20 protein-coding genes are annotated in these 20,590 nt (G+C 54.7%); 18 read left to right on the top strand and 2 right to left on the bottom strand.

The window, feature by feature from the left end; all coding sequences use genetic code 11:
- Window positions 1-7: 7 nt before the first annotated feature.
- The 7 genes from WC891_03430 (at window position 8) to WC891_03400 (ending at window position 4,753) form a co-directional block, all read left to right on the top strand.
- The gene (locus tag WC891_03430; protein MFA5867000.1) at window positions 8-301 is read left to right on the top strand and encodes a YtxH domain-containing protein; all 294 of its coding nucleotides are present in this window, start codon (window positions 8-10) and stop codon (window positions 299-301) included.
- 17 nt (window positions 302-318) lie between these two features.
- Window positions 319-1,713 (top strand): TldD/PmbA family protein, encoded by a 1,395-nt coding sequence (locus tag WC891_03425; protein MFA5866999.1) that lies wholly within the window; start codon window positions 319-321, stop codon window positions 1,711-1,713.
- A complete protein-coding gene (locus WC891_03420) occupies window positions 1,713-3,071 on the top strand; it encodes a TldD/PmbA family protein (protein MFA5866998.1) in 1,359 nt (452 codons plus the stop codon). The genes WC891_03425 and WC891_03420 overlap by 1 nt, the downstream gene beginning before the upstream one ends.
- Window positions 3,072-3,154: 83 nt before the next feature.
- Window positions 3,155-3,547: a DUF4870 domain-containing protein gene (locus tag WC891_03415; GenBank protein MFA5866997.1), complete on the top strand. Its 393-nt coding sequence runs from the start codon at window positions 3,155-3,157 to the stop codon at window positions 3,545-3,547.
- 34 nt (window positions 3,548-3,581) lie between these two features.
- A complete protein-coding gene (locus WC891_03410; GenBank protein ID MFA5866996.1) occupies window positions 3,582-4,001 on the top strand; it encodes a PLDc N-terminal domain-containing protein in 420 nt (139 codons plus the stop codon).
- Window positions 4,002-4,043: 42 nt separating this feature from the next.
- On the top strand, window positions 4,044-4,358 hold the full coding sequence (locus tag WC891_03405; protein ID MFA5866995.1) for a hypothetical protein: 315 nt from the start codon (window positions 4,044-4,046) through the stop codon (window positions 4,356-4,358).
- A gap of 62 nt (window positions 4,359-4,420) precedes the next feature.
- Window positions 4,421-4,753 (top strand): hypothetical protein, encoded by a 333-nt coding sequence (locus WC891_03400; GenBank protein MFA5866994.1) that lies wholly within the window; start codon window positions 4,421-4,423, stop codon window positions 4,751-4,753.
- Between the two features lie 70 nt (window positions 4,754-4,823).
- Here the strand turns inward: WC891_03400 and WC891_03395 are convergent, their stop codons facing one another.
- Window positions 4,824-5,189 (bottom strand): hypothetical protein, encoded by a 366-nt coding sequence (locus tag WC891_03395; protein MFA5866993.1) that lies wholly within the window; start codon window positions 5,187-5,189, stop codon window positions 4,824-4,826.
- Between the two features lie 157 nt (window positions 5,190-5,346).
- Here WC891_03395 and WC891_03390 point away from each other — a divergent pair, with 157 nt between their 5' ends.
- From WC891_03390 to WC891_03355, 8 genes are all read left to right on the top strand, one after another.
- Complete coding sequence (locus WC891_03390) at window positions 5,347-5,631, top strand: hypothetical protein (GenBank protein ID MFA5866992.1); 285 nt, start codon at window positions 5,347-5,349, stop codon at window positions 5,629-5,631.
- 60 nt (window positions 5,632-5,691) lie between these two features.
- A complete protein-coding gene (locus WC891_03385; GenBank protein MFA5866991.1) occupies window positions 5,692-6,204 on the top strand; it encodes a hypothetical protein in 513 nt (170 codons plus the stop codon).
- On the top strand, window positions 6,205-7,245 hold the full coding sequence (locus WC891_03380; protein ID MFA5866990.1) for an SPFH domain-containing protein: 1,041 nt from the start codon (window positions 6,205-6,207) through the stop codon (window positions 7,243-7,245).
- A gap of 341 nt (window positions 7,246-7,586) precedes the next feature.
- A complete protein-coding gene (locus WC891_03375; protein MFA5866989.1) occupies window positions 7,587-9,476 on the top strand; it encodes a DUF2207 domain-containing protein in 1,890 nt (629 codons plus the stop codon).
- Complete coding sequence (locus tag WC891_03370; protein MFA5866988.1) at window positions 9,466-9,984, top strand: hypothetical protein; 519 nt, start codon at window positions 9,466-9,468, stop codon at window positions 9,982-9,984. The genes WC891_03375 and WC891_03370 overlap by 11 nt, the downstream gene beginning before the upstream one ends.
- A 41-nt stretch (window positions 9,985-10,025) precedes the next feature.
- Window positions 10,026-11,084 (top strand): L,D-transpeptidase family protein, encoded by a 1,059-nt coding sequence (locus WC891_03365; GenBank protein MFA5866987.1) that lies wholly within the window; start codon window positions 10,026-10,028, stop codon window positions 11,082-11,084.
- Between the two features lie 235 nt (window positions 11,085-11,319).
- Entirely contained in the window at window positions 11,320-12,618 is a 1,299-nt protein-coding gene (locus WC891_03360; protein ID MFA5866986.1) for a L,D-transpeptidase, read from the top strand.
- A gap of 86 nt (window positions 12,619-12,704) precedes the next feature.
- Window positions 12,705-14,708: a cytochrome c3 family protein gene (locus WC891_03355; GenBank protein ID MFA5866985.1), complete on the top strand. Its 2,004-nt coding sequence runs from the start codon at window positions 12,705-12,707 to the stop codon at window positions 14,706-14,708.
- Between the two features lie 36 nt (window positions 14,709-14,744).
- Here WC891_03355 and WC891_03350 read toward each other — a convergent pair whose 3' ends face one another.
- The gene (locus tag WC891_03350; GenBank protein MFA5866984.1) at window positions 14,745-17,360 is read right to left on the bottom strand and encodes a cation-translocating P-type ATPase; all 2,616 of its coding nucleotides are present in this window, start codon (window positions 17,358-17,360) and stop codon (window positions 14,745-14,747) included.
- A 113-nt stretch (window positions 17,361-17,473) separates the two neighbouring features.
- Here WC891_03350 and fbp point away from each other — a divergent pair, with 113 nt between their 5' ends.
- The 3 genes from fbp (at window position 17,474) to WC891_03335 (ending at window position 20,578) form a co-directional block, all read left to right on the top strand.
- Window positions 17,474-18,613: a fructose-1,6-bisphosphate aldolase/phosphatase gene (gene fbp, locus WC891_03345; GenBank protein MFA5866983.1), complete on the top strand. Its 1,140-nt coding sequence runs from the start codon at window positions 17,474-17,476 to the stop codon at window positions 18,611-18,613.
- A gap of 410 nt (window positions 18,614-19,023) precedes the next feature.
- On the top strand, window positions 19,024-20,289 hold the full coding sequence (locus WC891_03340) for an ATP-binding protein (GenBank protein ID MFA5866982.1): 1,266 nt from the start codon (window positions 19,024-19,026) through the stop codon (window positions 20,287-20,289).
- A 46-nt stretch (window positions 20,290-20,335) separates the two neighbouring features.
- On the top strand, window positions 20,336-20,578 hold the full coding sequence (locus WC891_03335) for a hypothetical protein (protein ID MFA5866981.1): 243 nt from the start codon (window positions 20,336-20,338) through the stop codon (window positions 20,576-20,578).
- Window positions 20,579-20,590 lie beyond the last annotated feature (12 nt).

Here is a 20,590-nt window from a genome sequence, read left to right as displayed (position 1 = left end):
GGTAGAAATGGGCGCGAAAGAATTCGGTTGGGGAGTTTTCAGCGGAGCCGCCATCGGCGTCACTTTGGCTATATTGTTTGCCCCGCAATCCGGGGAAGAAACCCGCAAACAGATCGCGACAGCGGCCGGCGACCTGAAAGACTCGGCCACCAATATTCTGGAGCAGGCGAAAGACAGCCTGGGTGACGCGGCCACAAAGATCGAAGGCGCGCTTGGCTTGCAGGAAAGACGCGTCCGGCAGAAAATGGACGAGCTCAAAGAAGAGCTTGCCAAATACAGCGCTGAAGCCGAAGCCTCATAAACTGGTCCCAAACCGCTATGATTGACCGCGACGTGATCAACCGCGCGCTGGCGGAAGCGCTCAAGCGCGGCGGCGATTTCGCGGATATCTTTGTCGAGCGAAAGTCCACCGACAAACTCAAGCTTGAAGACGGTAAGATAGAATCCTTTACAGCCGGCCATGACGCCGGGGCCGGTCTTCGCGTCATCAGCGGCGCCTCCACCTATTATGTTTATACGGACATCCTGACCCCTGCCAGCGTTTTGGAAGCGGCCGCGGCTTTAGCGGAAGCGGTCGGAGCGCGCGCCGGCGCGGAACCCCGGAACGTAATAATCCCGCTCAACAATCTTGCTTCCGGGAACGCGAATCTCGCGAAAATCGAACCCTCAAAGGTCAGCCAGGATTTTAAAGCGGGTATCGCGAGGCGGGCCGACGCGGCCGCGCGCGAGGCGGGCGGAGAGATCATCCAAGCGACGGTCAGTTTGGCCGACAGCGTACAGGAGGTCGTTATCGCCTCGTCTGACGGCGCCTACGCCGCCGACAAGCGCGTTCTCACAAGGATCTTCGTACTGGCGGTCGCCAAGCGGAGCGATCGCGTCGAATCGGGATATGAAGCGCCGGGTATTTCCGGAGGATTCGAACTTTTTGAAACGGAGAGTCCGGAGAAAATCGGGCGACTGGCCGCCGGACGGGCTTTAATGTTGTTGGACGCTATTCCGGCGCCGGCGGGCAACATGCCGGTAGTCCTGGGCAACGGCACGGGCGGGGTGCTGTTTCACGAAGCGTGTGGGCACGGCTTGGAAGCGGACGCTATCCGCAAAGGCGCCTCTGTTTTCGCCGGTAAGACCGGGCAGAAAGTGGCTGCCGACGTTGTTTCGGCTGCCGACGACCCCAGCCTTCCCCATCGATGGGGATCGTTCGGTTTTGACGACGAAGGGACGCCCGCGGTTGCCAACTCCCTTATCGAAGAGGGCGTTCTGAAAGGATTCCTGTACGACAAGTTTAACGCCCGTCTGGCAGGCGTGCCGACTACGCCTAACGGGCGCCGCCAGTCTTTCCGCCACATCCCTGTTCCTAGAATGACTAACACTTATATCAAGCCCGGCGCGGCTTCGTTCGAGGACATGCTGTCCGGCCTAAAACGCGGTTTCTACGCCAAATCGCTGGGCGGCGGAGAGGTCAATCCGGCCAACGGAGATTACGTATTCGGGGTTACCGAAGGCTATCTGATTGCCAACGGCCAGGTGGCCAAACCCGTCAAAGGGGCGGTCCTGGTCGGCAACGGCCCACGAACGTTATTTGACATCGACCTAGTCGGCGGGGATCTGGATTTCGACGCTGGCATGTGCGGCAAAGCCGGCCAAAGCGTTCCGGCCGGAACCGGCCAGCCGTCGCTGCGGATAAAGGAATTGACTGTCGGGGGAACCGGCTGATGAGCGAGCTCACAAGACTGGCTGAAACGGCCGCGGCGGAAGCCAGGAAGGCGGGCGCGGACGAAGCGGAAGCTTACCTGACATGGGGCCGCAAGTTGTCTATAGATATATTCAACGGCGAACCCGAGGTTTTTGAGCGGGCGGAGACCGGCGGGGCCGGCCTGCGAGCGTTCCGGGACAAACGTATGGGCTATGCTTACACGACGGATTTAAGCGAAGCGGGTTTGGCTAAAGCGGCCCGTCTAGCCTATGCCAACGCAGCTTCTTCCGATGCTGACGAGTTCAACGGCCTGCCAGCCTACGAAAAGCCGGTTGACAAGGAAGAGCTCGGGCTGACCAGCCCGGATTTTGCCATAGCGACGACCGCGGAAAAAATCGACTTCGCGCTGGCCATGGAGGAAACCGCTAAGAACTATGACCATCGTATCACCGGCTGCGAATCCGTCAGTTACGCCGAGGAAGACGCGACCGTCGCGCTGGCCAACAGCGCGGGTTTTGTCGCGGAGTACCGCCGTCAGACCGCTTATGGCTATATTGACGCGCTGGCTCAAGAAAACAACGATGTGCAGACCGGATTCTCATATGACGCCGGACACAGCTTAAGAGAGCTGGACGCGGCCGCCGCGGGACGCGAGGCGGCTGAGCGGGCGATTGTCATGCTGGGCGGCAAATCGATGAAGCCGGCGACCGTGACGGCCGTTTTTGACCCCATTGTCTTCATCCAGGTCTTAACGGCGATCTCGCCCGCGTTAAACGCCGAAGCGGCCCAGAAAGGCCGTTCGTTTCTGGCCGCGCTGGTCGGCAAGAACGTCGCCCCGCCGATTTTCAACATAATCGACGACGGGCGGTTGACCGGGGGCTTGGGCAGCGCGCCGTTTGACGATGAAGGCGTTCGAACGCAAACGACTGCGGTTATTGAGGAAGGCAAACTTAAAACCCTGCTTTATAATTCATACGCGGCCAGGAAGGCCGGCGTAAAAGCCACCGGCAGCGGCGGGCGGGGCTCGTTCAGGATGCCGCCCGCAACCGGCCCGACCAATCTATTTATAGAACCGGGCAACCTGGGCAAAGACAAGATTATCGAAGCCACCGAAAACGGTCTCTTGGTCATGGGGCTTCAGGGTCTGCACGCGGGCGTTAACGCCGTGACCGGACAGTTCTCCGCGGGCGCATTCGGACTACGGATCTTGAAAGGCAGACTGTCGGGTCCTGTTAGAGAAATCACCATTGCTTCTTCATGCGCGGAGATACTAAGGAACGTTTCGGCTGTCGGTTCAGACTTAAGGTTTGTTCCGATGGGCGCGTCTTACGGGTCGCCGACGGTCGCTGTTAAGGGAGTCGTCGTCAGCGGTCGCTAGGCGCTTAACAGGTTTACAACAGGTGAGGCTATCGGTATGATTGTCTCAACTGTTTATGCCCCCTGACGAAGGAGGTGAACTGCGTGACTGAACCACAGCTTGGCTCGCCGGTGTCGGAAAAGACTTCGACGGGTCTTGAGCAGAACACCGCGGCTCTATTAAGCTACCTGTTTACATCGGTAACCGGCCTTATATTCTACATAATCGAGAAAGACAACAAATACGTACGCTTTCACGCCGTGCAATCGATATTGTTCGGTATCGCACTTTTTTTAGCTGGAGTCTTGCTAATCATCATAAATACACTACTCAACTCAATTAATATTCCCTTTATTCCCAATATACTGGCGATGTTTTTAAGTTTCGCCTACTGGATCGGCAGCGTCATAGTCTGGATTCTACTCATGGTCAAAGCCTTTCAGGGTGAACGATATAAACTTCCCTTCATCGGGGATATTGCTGAAAGGAACGTCTAAATCTGACTTTTACGGAAGGGAGGAGGTGAGCTGTATGAAAACATTGCCAAAGACCGGACTCATCACCCTTCTGGCCGGGCTGGCTTCCCTGCTTCTCATGACGCCCGCGCTGGCGGCGGACGATATCACCGTTACAAGTAGCGGGGACGCGGCCGGAGCGACCGTCGGCATAATCATGATTATTTGCTACTTGCTGGCACTGGTCGTCGGCTTGATTATCTACATTTGGGTGGCGGTCTGGATTTACAAGGACGCCTCAAAACGGGACACTTCGGCCATCCTCTGGGTGCTGTTGTGGATCTTCTTTAGCTGGGTAGGGCTGATCATATATCTAATCGTCCGGCCGAAAGAATATTCAAGCGGAGCGGTTAGCGGAACACCTCCGCCCCCGCCGCCCGCGGCGACTGAAGAAACCCCGCCCCTGCCTCCGTCTGAGCCGGGATCGGGCCAGTAAGTAAAATATCAATTAAAACTCGACACATGGGAGGTGGTAAGAATGGAGCAAGCCGCAATGTTAGCACCTAAGGAAGAAGGCAACAAAGTGTTGGCACTGATCGCTTTTCTGCTTGGTTGGCTGGGAATCATTTTCGCGTTCCTGGATCAGGGCAAGAACGACCCGTGGCTTAGGTTTATGGCCTGGCAAGCGTTTTTCCTCGGTCTCGCTTCGATCATTTTGTCGATGGTGACTTTCGGCATCGCCTGGTTCATCATCTTCATAATGCAGATCATGTATGCCCTTAAGGCATATAAAGGCGAGTACTTTGAGGTACCGCTGATCGCCGGGATGGCCAAGAGCCAAGCAAAGATATAGGAGGAGCGCGCTGTATGCGTAGACCTACTAGAGCAGTTCTAGCTTTGGCTATAACGGCCTTTTTGAATCTCGTTGGAGCCGGGACCGCCATGGCGCAGACGTCGTCCGATGACGCCAGCGCCGCTGCGGGGGCGTCGGTTCTGGGCGGCATGATGCTATTCTGGTGCTGCTACGGATTGATGATTCTATTTTTTATCTTTTTGGGGATTTTCAATCTGTTTATGATGTACGACGCGGCGATGCGGGAGAAGGCGGAGTATCCGAACGACAACAAGTCGATGTGGATACTTCTCTTGATCTTGCTTCAGGGTTGGGCCGCTCTCTTTTATTTCTTCATAGTGAAGAGGACGGCCGGTTCGCGGAAGGCCAATACGCCTCCGCCACCCGCGGCGTAAAGAGCAACAAAAAAGAGCGGAGAGTTTCTTGTCTCTCCGCTCTTTTTATTTTGTCGTAAATCAGGTAATATTACGCAGCCGGTGCTTCCGGCGGAGCCGGCGGTTTTGACTGTCCTCTAGGCATGGCGCGTTTGACCATGAAGTAGTAAATGAGGGCCGCCAGCCAGCTCATGCTCAGGAGCCACGACGCCAGCAGAACAACAAGCCAAATGGTCTTAGAATTGCCGGTGGAATTCGGGAACTCCGACTCGTCTCTCTGGAAACAGTCGATCAACATAAGAATCCAGAAAACGAAGAGGGCGATGGCGATTAAGGCTACCAGACCCCAGCAAACCAGGTAGATAAGGCCGAAACCTCCGCAGAGGGCACTGGCCGCGGCATCGCTGGCAGCTTGGTCGGCACTTGATTGCAGAAGAAGCATTGCTAACATGACCACATCACCCCCCTTCAGACATAGTAAAAATGATGTTTAACTTATAGCATATGCCAAGAACACGTGTCAAAAAATGTCCTTTATTATTCTTAGAAACAATGATAATATTTTGAAGACTTGGTGCTTTAAATCACAATTCGGCAGCTAACAAGGCGGTAGCGTGACATCAGACATTCTTAGATTGCTTGTATTTTGGGCCATGGTCGCGGTCTTGTTCGGCTTCATGATCATCATGGTCTGGTGGTTCAAAATCGGCGACGTGCATATGCTCCGCCGGACAGTCATCTACTTCGTGTCCGTGTTCATTGTCCTGCCCGGATTAACGCTACTTCTCTTTACGTATAGCGAGAGCACGGCTAAAACCCTTTTAGTACTCGGAGTAATTCTCGGCACCGTCATCTATCTTGCCTTTACCATTATCGCTATTGTCAGGCCCAAGGCATAGGCAGATACGCTCACGCGTGCTAAACTTATTTCCACGTAACCCCTGCTTAAGGAGGCTCATATGCCTGATTTTCAGGAACGCATCGAGTCCCGGCGCCGGGTGCTGGAGCGGCTGGTTGGGCTGATTCCCGGCTACCACCGCTATCAGCAGCTGGAAAAACGGCGCGACGCGGACAGAATGAACCGAGAAATCCTCTATGGTGAACTAAAGGCCCAGCAAGACAAGCTTGAGTCCCTGGCCCTTACTATTACCAAATCCAACAAACTGGACAACCTGGAGGACCTCGATCGCGCTGTACGCAAACTGCGCACTGCGGCGGATCGGATTCGTCTGGCGGACTATGGGGTGTCAGGTTTCTTTGACGCGGCCAAAATAGAGGAAGAGGAACTTGACCGGATGTATGAATTCGATCTCTCGCTGGGCGAACAGGTCAAGGCAATCGGGAACAAAGTCGGGGAGCTTCACGACGACGAGGACTCGTTCGTCGAACGCCTCCTTGAACTGGACATGTTGATTGACGGATTGGATCAGCGTTTTACCAAACGCGAGCAAGTCATGATGGGGGTGCAATAAATGGCGATAATCGAACTTATCGAGTTTCTGGATCCGACCGGGGAGTCCATGTGCCACCGGTTTCCCGAGCAAGGATCGGCCGACATCAAGTGGGGAGCCCAGTTGGTCGTCAGGGAGAATCAATGGGCGGTTTTCTTCCGCGATGGCAAAGCGGTCGACGTCTTTGACGCCGGCCGGCATACGCTGACGACACAGAACCTGCCCGTTTTAACCAAATTGGTCGCCAGCCCGATTTTCGGCGACAGCCCGTTCCGCGCCGAGGTGTACTTCGTCGGGCGTCAGGTCTTTACCAACTTGAAGTGGGGCACCGCCGAGCCGATCGCTTTCCGGGACAGCGAGTTTAAAATGATCCGCCTGCGGGCGCACGGGATGTTCAGCGTGCAGATAACGGACGCCCAGCTGTTTGTGAACAAAATAGTCGGCACCCAGGGTATCTTTCAGACAACGCAGATCGAGGACTTCCTTAGGTCGTTCATCGTGGGCAGGCTGCAGGATCTGCTGGGCAGCACCTTAGAAACGCTTCTCGACCTGCCGAGATATTATGACGAGCTGGATGCCGGCCTGAAAGCGAAGATTAAAGACGACTTCGCCCAGTATGGGATCGAAACCGTCGACTTCATTATCAACGCCATTACCCCGCCCGACGAAGTCCAAAAGGTCATTGACGAGCGAAGCGGCATGGAAGCCGTCGGCGGCATGGCCCAGTATATGCAATTCAAGGCGGCCCGGGCGATGGGCGACATCGCCCAGCAGCCGGGCGGCGCCGGAGGCGGCGCGGGCGAGACCGCGACCGCCGGCATGGGCTTAGGCATGGGCGCCGGTTTGGGTATGATGATGCCCCAGATGATGGGACAGGCCATGCAACAGGGGGCTCAGCCGAAAGTCAGGTGCCCCGAATGCAAAGCGGACATCCCGGCGGACTCCAAATTCTGTCCGGAATGCGGCGCCAACCTGGCGGCGACCACCAAATGTCCCAAATGCAAGAAAGAGCTGCCGGCCAGCTCCAAGTTCTGCCCCGACTGCGGCACGAAGATCGAATAATTTAGCCAAGAGCAAGAACAAGAACGAAAACAGGAAACCATAAACCGAGAATAATAAAACAAGAACAGTATCTGTGGAAAAGGGGTCAGACCCCTTGCCATAGACGAATGGGTCTGACCCCTAACTAATATTCTTCGAGTGAATGAGCGGCCGGTTCGAAAGAACCTGCCCTGAGCTTGTCGAAGGGTCGAGAAGCAACAAGAACCAAAAACGATTTTCCTCTCCCTTGAGGAGAGAGGATTAAGGTGAGGGTGCCGCTTGCGCGGCAAGAACCACCCGCCCCCTAGCCCCCGCCCCTCAAGGGCGGGGAATTTGAAGAAACAAGAAACACGGGAGCCTTTATGCGCAGAACAGCCAAGACAATTTTATTTATACTTCTGCTCTCAGCTCTCTGCACTATGCTCTATGCCTCGGCTTCTCCCGCTGCCCTGGCCGAGGAAAAGTCGTTCCGCTACAAAGAGTGGAACGTTGACGTAGTCGTCAACGAGAATTCTACGCTTGACGTAGCTGAAACCTACGACGAACAAATCGCCGGAGAATATACAGGCCGTTACCGCAACCTCTATTACGGAGACAATGTCCTCGGATTTAGCGACTTTGAGGTCTCCGAAAACGGCGTTCCATACAAAGCAGGGGCGGTCATCAAGGGTATCGTCAACGAGCCCGGCCTCTTCACGTATACCGACTACAAATACTCCGGTGATTATATGGAGGTCTTATGGTCGTTCCGCGCGAAGGACGAAGCCAAGAACTTCACCCTAAAATACAAGGTTGACGGTGGCTTTTATTATTACGACGACGCGGACAAACTGGAATGGAAGGCCGTCTCCGAGGTTCGCGAGCAGCCGATAGATTCCGTCAAAGTGACGGTTCATCTGCCCAAAGACATCACTTTAAAGAAAGACGACATAGGGCTTAACGCGGACGGCGACTCGCCGTCAATGGAACAGACCGATAAGCGAACGGTCGTATATTCCGGGAAGAACCTTGGTCCGAACACTAAGTTCTGGGCGGGCATCCGCTTCCCCAAGGGTTATTTGACCGTTAATCCTGTCTTGCTGGCTCAACAGCAGAAGAACGAAGCCCTGCAAGCCCGCGTCCGCTGGGGGATGATCGCCTCAATCGCTTTCAGTGTGATGTTGGTCGTTATCGTCTTCCTGGCGATGCTCCTGATCTGGTATAAGTTCGGCCGGGAACAAGAGGTGCCGGCGGTCGCCGAATACCTGACCGAGCCGCCGGGCGACGCGCCGCCCGCCGTGGTCAGCGAGGTTCTTTTCGAGGAGACGGCGACGAAAGACATCAACGCGACGCTGGTCGATCTGGCCCGCCGGGGCTACCTTAAATTCTGGGACAAACCGGGAGACACCCTGTTCCAGTGGCTGGGCGACCAGGGTGACCTTCGGCCGTACGAACAACAGCTCATCGCCGACCTTTTCGGGGGGCAGCAGACGGCCGAGCTATCGTCATTCAAAAACGTTTTCTATAAAAAGATTCCGAATATCCAAAAGATGATGGGGGAAGAAGCCTGTAAAATGGGCTTTTACGGCCTGGCTCCGTCCGCCGCCCGCCGCCGTTACTACGGGGCGGGCGGGCTCATGCTGCTTCTGGGAGGCCTCCTGGCTTGCTGCACGATCGGAGTAATAAGCGACTACTTTACCGGAGCTTCAGAGACGCTGACCAACATAATTATCTTCTCGCCGCCCGGCGCCGTCGTTGTTGCGGCTGTCATTGTTATGATTTTCGGGTACCTAATGCCGCGGAAAACGGCCAAGGGTGCCGAGGAAAGAGCCAAGTGGTGGGCTTTCCGAAACTATCTGGCCAACATCCAGAAATACGGCAAGGCCGGTAACGCGCAAGAGATCTTCGAGCGGTATATTCCATATGCGGTTGCCTTCCAGCTGGAATCGGTGTTCACTGCGTCGTTCGATGCCAAAGAGATCATACCGCCTATCTGGTTTGCGCCCTACTGGTACCCTGGTTACCCTGATCGTGATTGGGCTCAGAATACCTGGAACAAAGACCATCCCGGCGAGGCTATGCCGACCGGCGGCGCGGGTTTGGGCGGATTTGATTTGAATTCAATGAACGACAGTTTCACCACTACTTTAAATGATGTCGCTAGCACTTTGACGTCTCAGCCGAGTTCTTCAAGCGGCGGCGGCGGATTCAGCGGCGGCGGCGGCGGATTCAGCGGCGGCGGCGGCGGAGGAGGCGGTTCCGGTGGGTGGTAAGACCATAGGGATATTGTTGGTCGTTTTCGGCCTGGCGCTGGCGGTAGTCCCGGGGCTTATGCTCTTGCCCAACCTCATGAACGGGAAACTCACCGGCGGAGGCTTCATGATTTGCGAGGGACCCGCTATATTGATCGGATTGATCGCCGGCGGTATTGGGATTTATATGATGATTGGCGGGGCCAAGGAACAGGAAGAGCAGATCCAGGTGGAGAAGGAAAAGCTTATACTGAACATGATCGAGACGCGCGGCAAGGTCAAACTGTCGGACATCGCCATCGAAACCGGTTTAACAACCGACCAGGTTGCCCACTACATCTATGATTTGGTCGGTAAGCGTTTATTCACAGGATATGTGGACTGGAAAGGCGGGGTTCTGCAGTCGCAAGAAGCCAAAGATATGCCGCAAAACAAATGTCCGAATTGCGGCGGACAACTGGAGTTGGCCGGTAAAGGCGTCGTAAAATGCCCCTACTGCGGCACAGAGATTTTTCTTAATCCTAAGTAATCCTTGAAATGCCTGGTCGCAGGCCTTAGAATTAATATATTGTGACAAAACGTTTATTTCTGATTTCAACCATTATTGCCTTTATGGTTTTGGCCGCGGTGATATTCATGCCGCCGGCTCTAGCCCAAGATTCCGCGCCCGCGATCGATCCGGCTCCCATTTTGTCCGCCGAACCGGTTGTCATGCGTTTTGACGAGGGCATTACCATCAAGTGGAACACTCCGATAACCGGTTTCACATATAGTTTGCCGTCCGGCATGCAAAGCAGATTATGGATGTTGGCCGACGGCAAAACCGGCATCATCCGGATTGTTAACTACGAACAAGGCCAAACCTTCGACCTGACGATTACCGACGCTTGGGGGGTTAACGGGCGGCGATTAAAGCCGGCAGCCTCGGGTTATAAGCAAACAATCATTACACCGATTCCGCTGAAAGTGGACGTCACGCCGGCCGCCGGCAGCACGAGGGTGGCCAACCAGAGCGAAATCACCCTGAACTTCAGCGAAGAAGTCGTTAATCCGGATTGCCTGAACACCGCGTTACTTATCGATCCGCCCGTTCCGGGCGCACTGAAATGGCTTTCAACCACCCAAGCGGTCTTTACACCGTCCACGAAATGGTCTTATGAAATACCGGTTACCGTTAGGCTAAAAGGCGGTCCGGCCGGACCTTCCGGAGCTTCGGGGAGCTATATAGACAGAACCGTCACCAACACGTTCACCACCATGGCGCAAAAGATGATCGATCTAAATCTATCCGAGCAGAAGCTCTATGCCTATGAGGATGGCGTCCTGGTATTTGAAACCGTGGTGGCAACAGGGAAAGCCGGTTACCGGACACGCACCGGCGACTTCCGGATCTATGCCAAAGACCGGTATGTGGATATGCGCAGTGGTCCGGGCGATCCGGAACCCTATGAAGTTTTAGACGTACCGTTCGTTAACTGGTTCTCGGGCGGTCAGGCTATTCACGGATGTTATTGGAGCAGCGAATACGGCTATCCGCGCAGTCACGGTTGCGTCAACGTGCGTGTCGCCGACGCCGAATGGATATATAACTGGGCCCCTCTCGGCACCCCTGTGTTCTCGCATTATTAATGCGAAACCTATGGGGTCAGACCCCTTTCGTGAGGCGCAGGGGTCTGACCCCTGCTTCCAGAAAAGTGCAAAAAGCGTCATCCTGGGGACCTATCATGCGAACAGTCATCCTGGGATTCGACCGATTAAATCGAATCGCAGGAACTCAGACGCAGCTTTCGCTCCGGCTAGAATCGTGCCCTGTAGGTCGGAAACAAGAACTGTCGGCTAATCTCGTGCGTGGTGAATCATAATCGTGCCCAGAAGATCAATAATCATTCTTCTCTTCCTTTTCCTCCTACCCCTAACCGCTTGCTCCCTTATTGACCCCGGAGTCACCGCGACGCCGGTGGCCGGCTCGACAAACATAAATCCAAAGACCGGTATTCGGCTGCGGTTGACGGGCTTCGGGACGAAACTCGAGAGGTTTGAGGTTACCGCCAACGGGAATCCGGTGCGCGCCTTAATCAGCCGAGACTCGTATCTGGAAATCAACGGACGGCGCGAACTCGATACCGACACCGTGTATGAAGTCTATATGGTCGAGACAAACCGGCGGAATACCAGGGTAATCAGCAAGCTTGTCTTCTCCACCCCGGAGACGCCCCAGCCGGATATTCCTTCCGGCGGCCTGATCGCCTCGATAGATAAACCCGCGGAGATAAAGTGGAATATTCCGATAAAGGAATTTACGTACACGATCGAACCGGCTGTCGCGGTTAACGTTAAAACCGATAACGCGGCCAGAGTCTCTCGGATCGAGTTTGTCGATTTCCGGCAAGGCCAGGCGTATCAGCTGAAGATTACCGGCGCGACCGGCCTCAACGGTTATCGGATGAAGATACGCAACCCCGGGGTTCAAACCGTTCTTGCCACGGCGGCGCCTCTTGCGCCGGCTATCGAACCGGCTAACGGCGCGACGGAAGTCAGCCGCTCGACAGGAATCATCGTGACTTTCAATGACACCATTATTAATAAAGCCATGGCCGCCAACCTGTTTTCGACGGAGCCTGCCGTACCCGGTTCCTTTAACTGGGTGGCTCACAATAAGCTTATGTTCGTTCCTTCGACGCCGTGGGATTTCGAAACGCCGGTAACGGTTCGCTTAAAGGGCGGGCCGGAAGGACTGCGCGGCGCTGCCGGCGGCTACGCGGATGCCGATATTTCCACCGGCTTTACCACCGGCGTTTATAAAAAGATCGACATTAATCTGAGTGAGCAAAGACTAACCTTGCTGGAGGGCGGCACGCCGGTCTATACCTGTTTGGTTTCCAGCGGCAAGTCCGGCTACAGCACCCCGACCGGCAACTACCGGATTTACAGCATGAACTGGGTGGCGGCGATGAGTTCGGCTCAAGGCGCAGCCGAACCCTACGATATTCCGGACGTGCCTTATGTCATGTGGTTTAACGGCAACTACTCTATCCACGGTGCTTACTGGCATAATGACTTCGGGAACGTAAGAAGCCACGGCTGTGTAAACATTTCTGTTAGCGACGCGGAGTTCGTCTACGGCTGGGCGTCCGTCGGCACCCCGGTCTCGGTGCATTACTAGGTATACGGTGACGTTAAGCGTGGTAAACTTCCAAGAGGGACAGGTCATGAATCATGAGTTGTTGCTCTCATGGAGGCGGATTAGCTTTGCGGTACTCGATGCTTATCATCGTCTTGACGTTCGGTTGGGCGTTATTGTTGCCGCACCCGGCTCAAGCCGCTAACCCCCATAGCGATTTTTCCTCAGATACGGACAAATGTAGATCTTGTCACAGAATACACGATTCCCGGACCAACAAGCTTTTACCGCTGGCCCCGATGAGTGAGTTTTGCTTTTCCTGCCACGCCAAAGGCCAGGGCGCCGATACGGCTGTTCGCGAAGGCGTCTATTATGACCGGCAGAAGGGTAATCTAGGTTCAGGTCTTATGGGAGGCAATCTGTTGGGTGGAGGTTTCGAGTACACCGGACAGGTTAATCCCGTAACCGGAAGCCACAAACTGGAAATTACGGAAACCGCCTATGGCGGCGCCAGCTCTTACAAGCTTGACTGCGTGTCGTGTCACACACCTCATGACGGACCGAACTATAGGTTGCTCCGGCAGAGGCCCGGTGACAATCCGGTAGACATTTCCGTTCCCTGGAACGGACCGTGGACGGATGATGCCCAAACCGTCAGGGGCGGTGTACACCAGGCTTACGCGGAGCGCAACTTCGGCGGGACGACCCTGATGACCGGATATACAAAAAACTATCAGAGCGGCATCGCGGCCTGGTGCGCGGCCTGTCACACACATTACTACGCTACCTGGACACCGGGCGCACCCGGGACAGCCAGCGCTTACAAGAGCGGCGATGTTTTCAACGCAGGCGATACCCTGGGAGCGGTTTCGCGCCACAGGCATTCTATAGACACGACGATTACCGGCCGGGTCGCTATTAACGGCGTCGAGTACAATTTGGAAACCACTTTGCCGCTAGAGGATGTAACAGGAAACGGGCGGACGCCTGACGACCTGCTGACTTGTTTAACCTGCCACAAAGCCCATGGAAGCTCGACTCATATGACGGGCGCCGCTTTGCTGGCGACCCGGGGTTCACTGCCTGCGGGTAGCGATGGGATGAACTTAAGGGACATTCAAAGACTTGACGGTTCATGGGAAGGCTCTCGCGCTATTTGCGGCTCTTGCCATAATACCGCCCATTTTGTAAGTGAGCCCGATGCTTGCGCCACGTGCCATAGGGCGCACACCGCTACGCTTAGCAACCTCTTAATAGATGTGTCGGGCTCAAGTAAATGTGAGACATGTCATGAAGGCGGTGCCGGGGCAAACACTGACGTTATGAACGGCAAATACGTCGCCAAGGCTAATTCACCCGGATACCGTGTATGGGGAGACAGCAACATGAATCTATTGGGCGGCGGATTCAACTACATCCAGAACTCGTCCCCCACGACTTCAAAGCACGATCTGGGAGTTCGCGCGATTCCGTACGGCGCGGATCCGAATACTGGACTCAGTGCTTATATCACTCTGGAATGCGTGTCCTGTCACGACCCACACCCGGATAGATTTAAGTCGACACAGTATAGACTGCTTAGGCTCAGGCCTAATGGAGTCTCGACCGATAGGCCGGTTACGTGGAACGGTCCCTGGACGGATGGCACGGAAACAACTCATTCGGCGGATCCTAACGCCTATAGGGCCTATACGGACAAAGATTTCGACCTCGACAGATCTGACACCCAGGGATATACCATGAATTATAAAAGCGGACAGGATGACTGGTGCGCCGCCTGCCATACCCGCTACACGACACGCGAGGACACGACGCCTTATGACGCCGGCGACGTTTCCGGCAACGTCAAGCGCCACCGCCATAACACGGACTCGATGATATCCGGGGTAATAAGTCCGGTGAACGCGCTACGGTATGACCTGACGACAGATTTGCCGCTTAACCATCCGACGGCGAATGAGGCCCAAGATACGATGTCGTGCTTAACATGCCACAGGGCGCACGGGACGGACGCGGTTATGAGCGCTCAGGCCGCCATGGACGTGTCCGAGCGCGGGGCGCTGCCTTTGGGCAGCACTCTTCTACGCCGGTCACAGCGCGGCGTTTGCACGGACTGCCATGCGAACATATGATCCGTTATTTGTTGCCAACATGCGCGAATCGGAGGCCTAAGCGTCGCGCAGCCTTCTGACGGTTTTCTCGATTTCGACCGCGATGAAGACGAGAGACGACAGCGCCAGGGTGACGCCCAACTCCACCAATGAGAGAGGTTGCGTCTTAAAGATCGGATTCAAAAACGGCACATATATGGTTGCCATCTGCAGGACAAACGTTAAGGCGAAAGCGCCCAAGAGCGGTTTGTTGGAAATCAATCCTTGTTTAAAAAGCGATTCCTTCTCAGAGCGGATAGCCATGACGTGGCCCATCTGGCTCAAGCATAGAACCGTAAAAACCATTGTCTGCCAGTGCCAGCCGGCAGCCTTTAAGAAATAGGCCTGGGTGAATATACAAATCAGGCCCATCAGCAGGCCCACCCAGACAAGATGTGTTCCGAGACCATGGGCAAAGATGCTCTCCTGAGGATGCCGCGGAGGCCGGTTCATAACGTCTTTCTCAGGCGGCTCTACCGCCAAAGCGATGCCCGGCAATCCGTCCGTCACCAGGTTTATCCAGAGGATATGAATCGGCAGCAAGGGTATGGGCAGCCCGAAGAAAGGCGCCAGGAAGATGGTCCATATCTCCCCGGAGTTGCTGGTCATAATATACTTAATGAATTTCCGGATATTGTCGAATATCTGACGGCCTTCCTTGACCGCTTCAACGATGGTCGCGAAATTGTCGTCCAGGAGAATCATCGCCGAGGATTCCTTGGCGACATCCGTGCCTGTTATTCCCATAGCCACGCCAATGTCTGCCCGTTTCAATGCCGGAGCGTCGTTTACACCGTCGCCGGTCATGGCGACGTATTGACCACGATCTTGAAGCGCCCTTACGATTTTAAGTTTTTGCTCCGGCGCGACTCGCGCGTATACGGTTATATACTCCACAGCCTGCTCGAAGTCTTCCAGCGAGAGTTCGGCTAGCTCCGCTCCTGTCATGACCTTCTCATGGGCTTCCAGGATGCCGAGCCGCTGGGCGATAGCCGCCGCCGTCAGAGGATGGTCACCCGTAATCATAACCGGTCGGATGCCCGCCTGATGGCATAGCGCAACAGCTGCTTTAGCCTCCTCGCGCGGCGGATCCATGATGCCGACCAGACCGAGAAGCGTTAGCCCGGCCTCGGCTCTTTCCGGCGACATGTCGGAAGGGACACCGTCCCATAACCGCATGGCGATAGCCAGAACCCGCAAACCGTCGGCGGCCATCTTATCACCGACCTTATCGAAAGCCGCGCTGTCAAACGGCTCCAAGCCTTCTTTTGTTAAGACTTCCGTTGTGTTGGAGAAGACGGATTCGGCCGCCCCTTTGGTGAAGGAGACGGTTTTCCCTCCCTCCCATTTATGAAACGTGGTCATGAGTTTGCGTTCGGAGTCGAACGGCAGCTCCCCGACGCGAGGATAAGACTCCTCCAAACCCGGTTTTGCCGAACCGTTCGCGGCGGCGAACTCATACAAGGCGGTTTCCGTGGGGTCGCCCAGCAATCGTCCGTCAGCGTCGGCTCTTGCGTCATTCGACAACGCCATCGCCTGTAAGACGGCTTTCAGGTGGGGCACGTTGCGGTCACCAAGGGTAAGCTCGCCCGGTTTTATCAAACGCCCGTCAACGTATAATTCCTCGACAATCATCCTGTTCATGGTTAGCGTGCCGGTTTTATCTGTGCAGATATACGTAACAGACCCCAGTGTTTCCACAGCCGGCAAGGTTCTTATCAGGGCGTTGTGTTTAACAAGTTGTCGGGCGCCGAGGGCCAGGGCGACTGTGACAAGAGCCGGCAGAGCTTCCGGAATGGCCGCGACGGCTAAAGAGATGGCTGTCAGCAGCATCAAGACCGGCTCTTCGCCACGCAGCATGCCCATCGCGAAAACGACCCCGCATATGATAAGGACCAGGACGGCCAGGTTTCGACCGAATCTCGCCAGGCGCTTCTGCAAAGGCGTTTTTACGCCTTCTTCCTCCTGGATTAAGTCGGCGATCTTGCCAAGCTCGGTCGCGTGACCGGTGGCAACGACAATGCCGGCGCCCCGCCCATAGGTGACGATCGTCCCTTTGAAAGCCATGTTCAAGCGGTCGCCCAACGGGCAATCCGCGGCGGCTATAGAGTCCGTATTCTTCTCAGCCGGCACTGATTCCCCGGTCAGGGTGGCCTCTTCAATCTTAAGCTGAGCCGCTTCCGTCAATCTTAGGTCGGCCGGGACAATGCCTCCCGCCTCCAGAACAACAACGTCCCCCGGAACCAAAGTCTTGGACGGAACGACGACCGGGGACCCGTCGCGCAAAGCGACGGCGTCCGGCGCGGCCATTTGTTTCAGAGCCGCGATAGCCTTTTCCGCCCGGTATTCCTGGAAGAATCCGATGACGGCGTTTAAAAGGACGATAACGATAATGGCGATTGTATCGGTCGCCTCGCCGACAAAACCCGAAATCAAGGCCGCGGCCAACAAGACCAAGATCATGAAGTCCTTGAACTGGTCCGTAATCATTTCGATAGGCGTCTTGGCGGCTTTCTCTTTTAGCTCGTTCGGCCCGTACTTAAACAACCGGGCGGCCGCCTCGGCGGATGTCAGCCCATCAAGAGAAGTATTCAATTCGGCCGTAACAGCCTTTAAGTCTTTGGTGTACCACATAAGGAATACTATATACTTCAACTGGTGTTTCGCGCCACACACTCGCACCTTGAGATTTACCGCGCCACTAGGATACAATGAATAAGCTTTTTGATTAAAAGGAGGTAACACGTATGGGTGAAAAGATTACCCTAAGTATCATCAAGGCCGATGTCGGCGGTTGGGTCGGCCACTCCGCTGTTCATCCGGAGATGCACGAGAAAGCCGAGGAACACGCCGCGAAAGCCAAGAAAGCCGGATTGGTCATCGATTACTTCGTCGGACATTGCGGCGACGACCACGCGTTTATCCTAACGCACAAGAGAGGTATCGAGGATAAGGAGATTCACAAGTTTACCTGGGATGCCTTTAAGGACATGACGGATTTAGCGCACAACCTCGGACTCTATGGTGCGGGACAGGACATCTTGTCCGACGCGTTTTCCGGGAACCTAAGGGGCATGGGCCCCGGCTACGCGGAGATGGTTTTCGAGGAACGTCAGAGCGAGCCGATCATCGTTTTTTTGGCCGACAAGACCGAGCCGGGCGCCTGGAACATGCCGCTTTATAAGATGTTCTGCGATCCGTTCAACACGGCCGGACTGGTTATCGACGCCAACATGTATCAGGGCTTCAACCTCCAGGTAGACGACCTGGTCGAGGCGAAGAAAATCATCTTTGACACGCCCTCGGAAGTCTATCAGTTGCTGGCCTTCATCGGCGCCCCGGGCCGTTTTGTCATCAAGCACGTCTTTGACAAGAGGACGGGCGAGCTGGCAGCGGTTACATCGACGCAGCGCTTAAGCTTCATCGCCGGCAAATACGTCGGCAAAGACGATCCGGTCATGGCGGTTCGCTGCCAGAGCGGCCTGCCGGCCGTCGGCGAGGTTCTGAATCCGTTCGCCTTCCCGCATCTTGTGGCGGGCTGGATGCGCGGTTCGCACCACGGTCCTTTGATGCCGGTCAGCATGACGCAAGACCATCCGACGCGTTTCGACGGACCGCCTCGCGTTGTCGCGCTGGGCTTCCAGCTCAAAGACGGCAGACTGATCGGCCCGAGGGATATGTTCGCGGATGTCAGCTACGACCGGGCTCGTCAGATCGCCAACGAGATGGCCGACTACCTGAAAGCTCACGGCCCGTTCGAGCCGCATAGGCTGCCGCTGGACGACATGGAGTACACGACGCTGCCGGTCGTTATGGAATCGCTGGGCGACCGCTGGGTTGCCGACGAAACCGGCGACAAGGCCAAAGAAAGCGGCAAACACATCTAACAGATAGAGCACAAATAGTTCGAGGATTAAAAGAGCCGCCCCAGTTGGGGCGGCTCTTTCTTATGCAATAGACTCGCATGCTGCTCGTGGCCTACCATCGTTAGTGCCTTGGGGTCAGGCCCTTTCTTCTTTTGTGATAGGGCCTGACCCCACGTTCAGGTCGCCACGGCGAGCGAACAATGCTCTCCGCTCGGACGTGGTTTGTCTGCATGCTCGACCATATTATTAAAAGCTGTCATTGCGTGGAGCAGAGCGATGCGGCAATCTCATCAGGGCGGTTACATCTACATAAAGGATAAAAAAGGAAACCCAGGGTCGAGGCTCCACCCACCCTCAGTCTAGACTCGCCGAAGAGGGCGCTCGATCTTTTTACACTTGACACACCATCAGAGATGAGTATAATTCAAGATATGAATGAATATCATTCACAACCTGAATTATATTACAGAAATAGATGGATTACTCCTATGATTAGGCTGATTTCAAGGGAAGCGCCGGTTGTAATCCTTACCGGAGCACGTCAAGTCGGAAAAACTACTCTACTCCGAAGTGAAGCACCTTTTAAAGATTGGCCTTTCCATACTCTTGATGATTTAGCCGTGCAGGATTTAGCTTCCAAATCGCCGCAGACAATCTGGGCTGACGATCCTACCAGTGTAATCGATGAGGTTCAACGCTCCCCTGATATCTTGTTGGCAATCAAGCTAGCAGTCGATAGTTCACTCGAGCCACAAAGATTCATGCTTACCGGATCCGCCAATTTGCTGCTAATGCAAAACGTTAGTGAAAGTTTAGCAGGACGCGTTCGTTACCTGCAGTTGAATCCGATGACATTGGGCGAGGAGCGCAGCAAGCCAGCTCCTGTTTTTCTTGACCGGCTTTTCGCGGGGGAAACGCTCCGACAGAAGGAAGTAAGGTCCGAAGACCCTTTACCTTTAATACTGCGCGGGTTCATGCCCGGATTGCTAAAACTGACCAACCAGACCGCTTTTACTGGTTTTTGGGAAAGCTATGCAACGACTTACCTGGAAAGAGATCTTAGGCAGTTATCACAAGTCGATTCTCTGCCTGACTTTCGTCGTTTCATGCAGGCATTGGCTTTACGCAGCGGACATCTTGTAAACCAGACTGAAATCGCGAGCGATGTCGGTATTAGTCAGCCGACGATTCACAGATATTTAAATCTTCTTGAAACAAGTAACCTTATCACCCGGGTTCAAGCATACTTTAGCAATAAGACATCTAGGCTGAAAAAATCCCCGAAAGCCTACTGGCTTGATCCAGGTCTGGCATCTTACTTGTGCGGGATTAATGATATTGATTCTTTGCGCGGATCGAGAGAGGTGGGATTCCTTTTTGAGACGATGCTCTATATGCATCTAAGAGTTCTAGCAAGTCTAACAACGCCGAGAATAGAAATCTTCGGTTGGAGGACGACATCCGGCGCAGACGTCGACTTTATTTTAGAGACTGGCCGTAAAGCCATAGGGATTGAGGCAAAGCTTACAGATAATCTTGGATACAACGACACAAAAGGCTTAAGAATGCTGATGGAACAGGATAAGCGCGTTATATTGGGCCTCGTCGCCTATACCGGTAGTGAGGTTAGACGGTTAGCGGACCGTATTTATGCGTTACCGTGGACATGTCTTACCGGCATTGACGATCCGTTTTAGGAAATCAGAGTATAGAGAATACAATAAAGTTGTTGGAGAAATAGGCATGACACCCAAGCGTTTTAAGCCAATTCAAAAAAATATCCCGGCGGCGGAGTTTTTCGAGTATTATCCGGTTGATGATGAGGAGAATCGCGCACTTCTATTAATTGACCGCACACTAGCGCGTATAAAAGCTGATTTACTAGAAAGACGGGATAACTATACAGGCAAAGAGATTCAAGTTATTGTCGGCAAGAAACTCAAAGGGCCACGACCTACACCTTCTGTAAAGAAAGAACCCGCCTGATTATAAGGCGGG

This window comes from Actinomycetota bacterium (genome assembly GCA_041658625.1).
Classification (GTDB): Bacteria; Actinomycetota; JAHEXW01; order JAHEXW01; family JAHEXW01; genus JBAZZW01.
The sequence above is the reverse complement of the archived record's forward strand: the minus strand, read 5'-3'. Positions and strand labels throughout refer to the sequence as shown.

What these genes read in the sequence shown, in the direction of transcription:
- WC891_03430 (MFA5867000.1), top strand. Translation starts at nt 8, where the DNA reads ATGGGCGCGAAAGAATTCGGTTGGGGAGTTTTCAGCGGAGCCGCCATC.
- WC891_03425 (MFA5866999.1), top strand. Translation starts at nt 319, where the DNA reads ATGATTGACCGCGACGTGATCAACCGCGCGCTGGCGGAAGCGCTCAAG.
- WC891_03420 (MFA5866998.1), top strand. Translation starts at nt 1,713, where the DNA reads ATGAGCGAGCTCACAAGACTGGCTGAAACGGCCGCGGCGGAAGCCAGG.
- WC891_03410 (MFA5866996.1), top strand. Translation starts at nt 3,582, where the DNA reads ATGAAAACATTGCCAAAGACCGGACTCATCACCCTTCTGGCCGGGCTG.
- WC891_03405 (MFA5866995.1), top strand. Translation starts at nt 4,044, where the DNA reads ATGGAGCAAGCCGCAATGTTAGCACCTAAGGAAGAAGGCAACAAAGTG.
- WC891_03385 (MFA5866991.1), top strand. Translation starts at nt 5,692, where the DNA reads ATGCCTGATTTTCAGGAACGCATCGAGTCCCGGCGCCGGGTGCTGGAG.
- WC891_03380 (MFA5866990.1), top strand. Translation starts at nt 6,205, where the DNA reads ATGGCGATAATCGAACTTATCGAGTTTCTGGATCCGACCGGGGAGTCC.
- WC891_03375 (MFA5866989.1), top strand. Translation starts at nt 7,587, where the DNA reads ATGCGCAGAACAGCCAAGACAATTTTATTTATACTTCTGCTCTCAGCT.
- WC891_03350 (MFA5866984.1), bottom strand. Translation starts at nt 17,360, where the DNA reads ATGTGGTACACCAAAGACTTAAAGGCTGTTACGGCCGAATTGAATACT.
- fbp (MFA5866983.1), top strand. Translation starts at nt 17,474, where the DNA reads ATGGGTGAAAAGATTACCCTAAGTATCATCAAGGCCGATGTCGGCGGT.
- WC891_03340 (MFA5866982.1), top strand. Translation starts at nt 19,024, where the DNA reads ATGAATGAATATCATTCACAACCTGAATTATATTACAGAAATAGATGG.
- WC891_03335 (MFA5866981.1), top strand. Translation starts at nt 20,336, where the DNA reads ATGACACCCAAGCGTTTTAAGCCAATTCAAAAAAATATCCCGGCGGCG.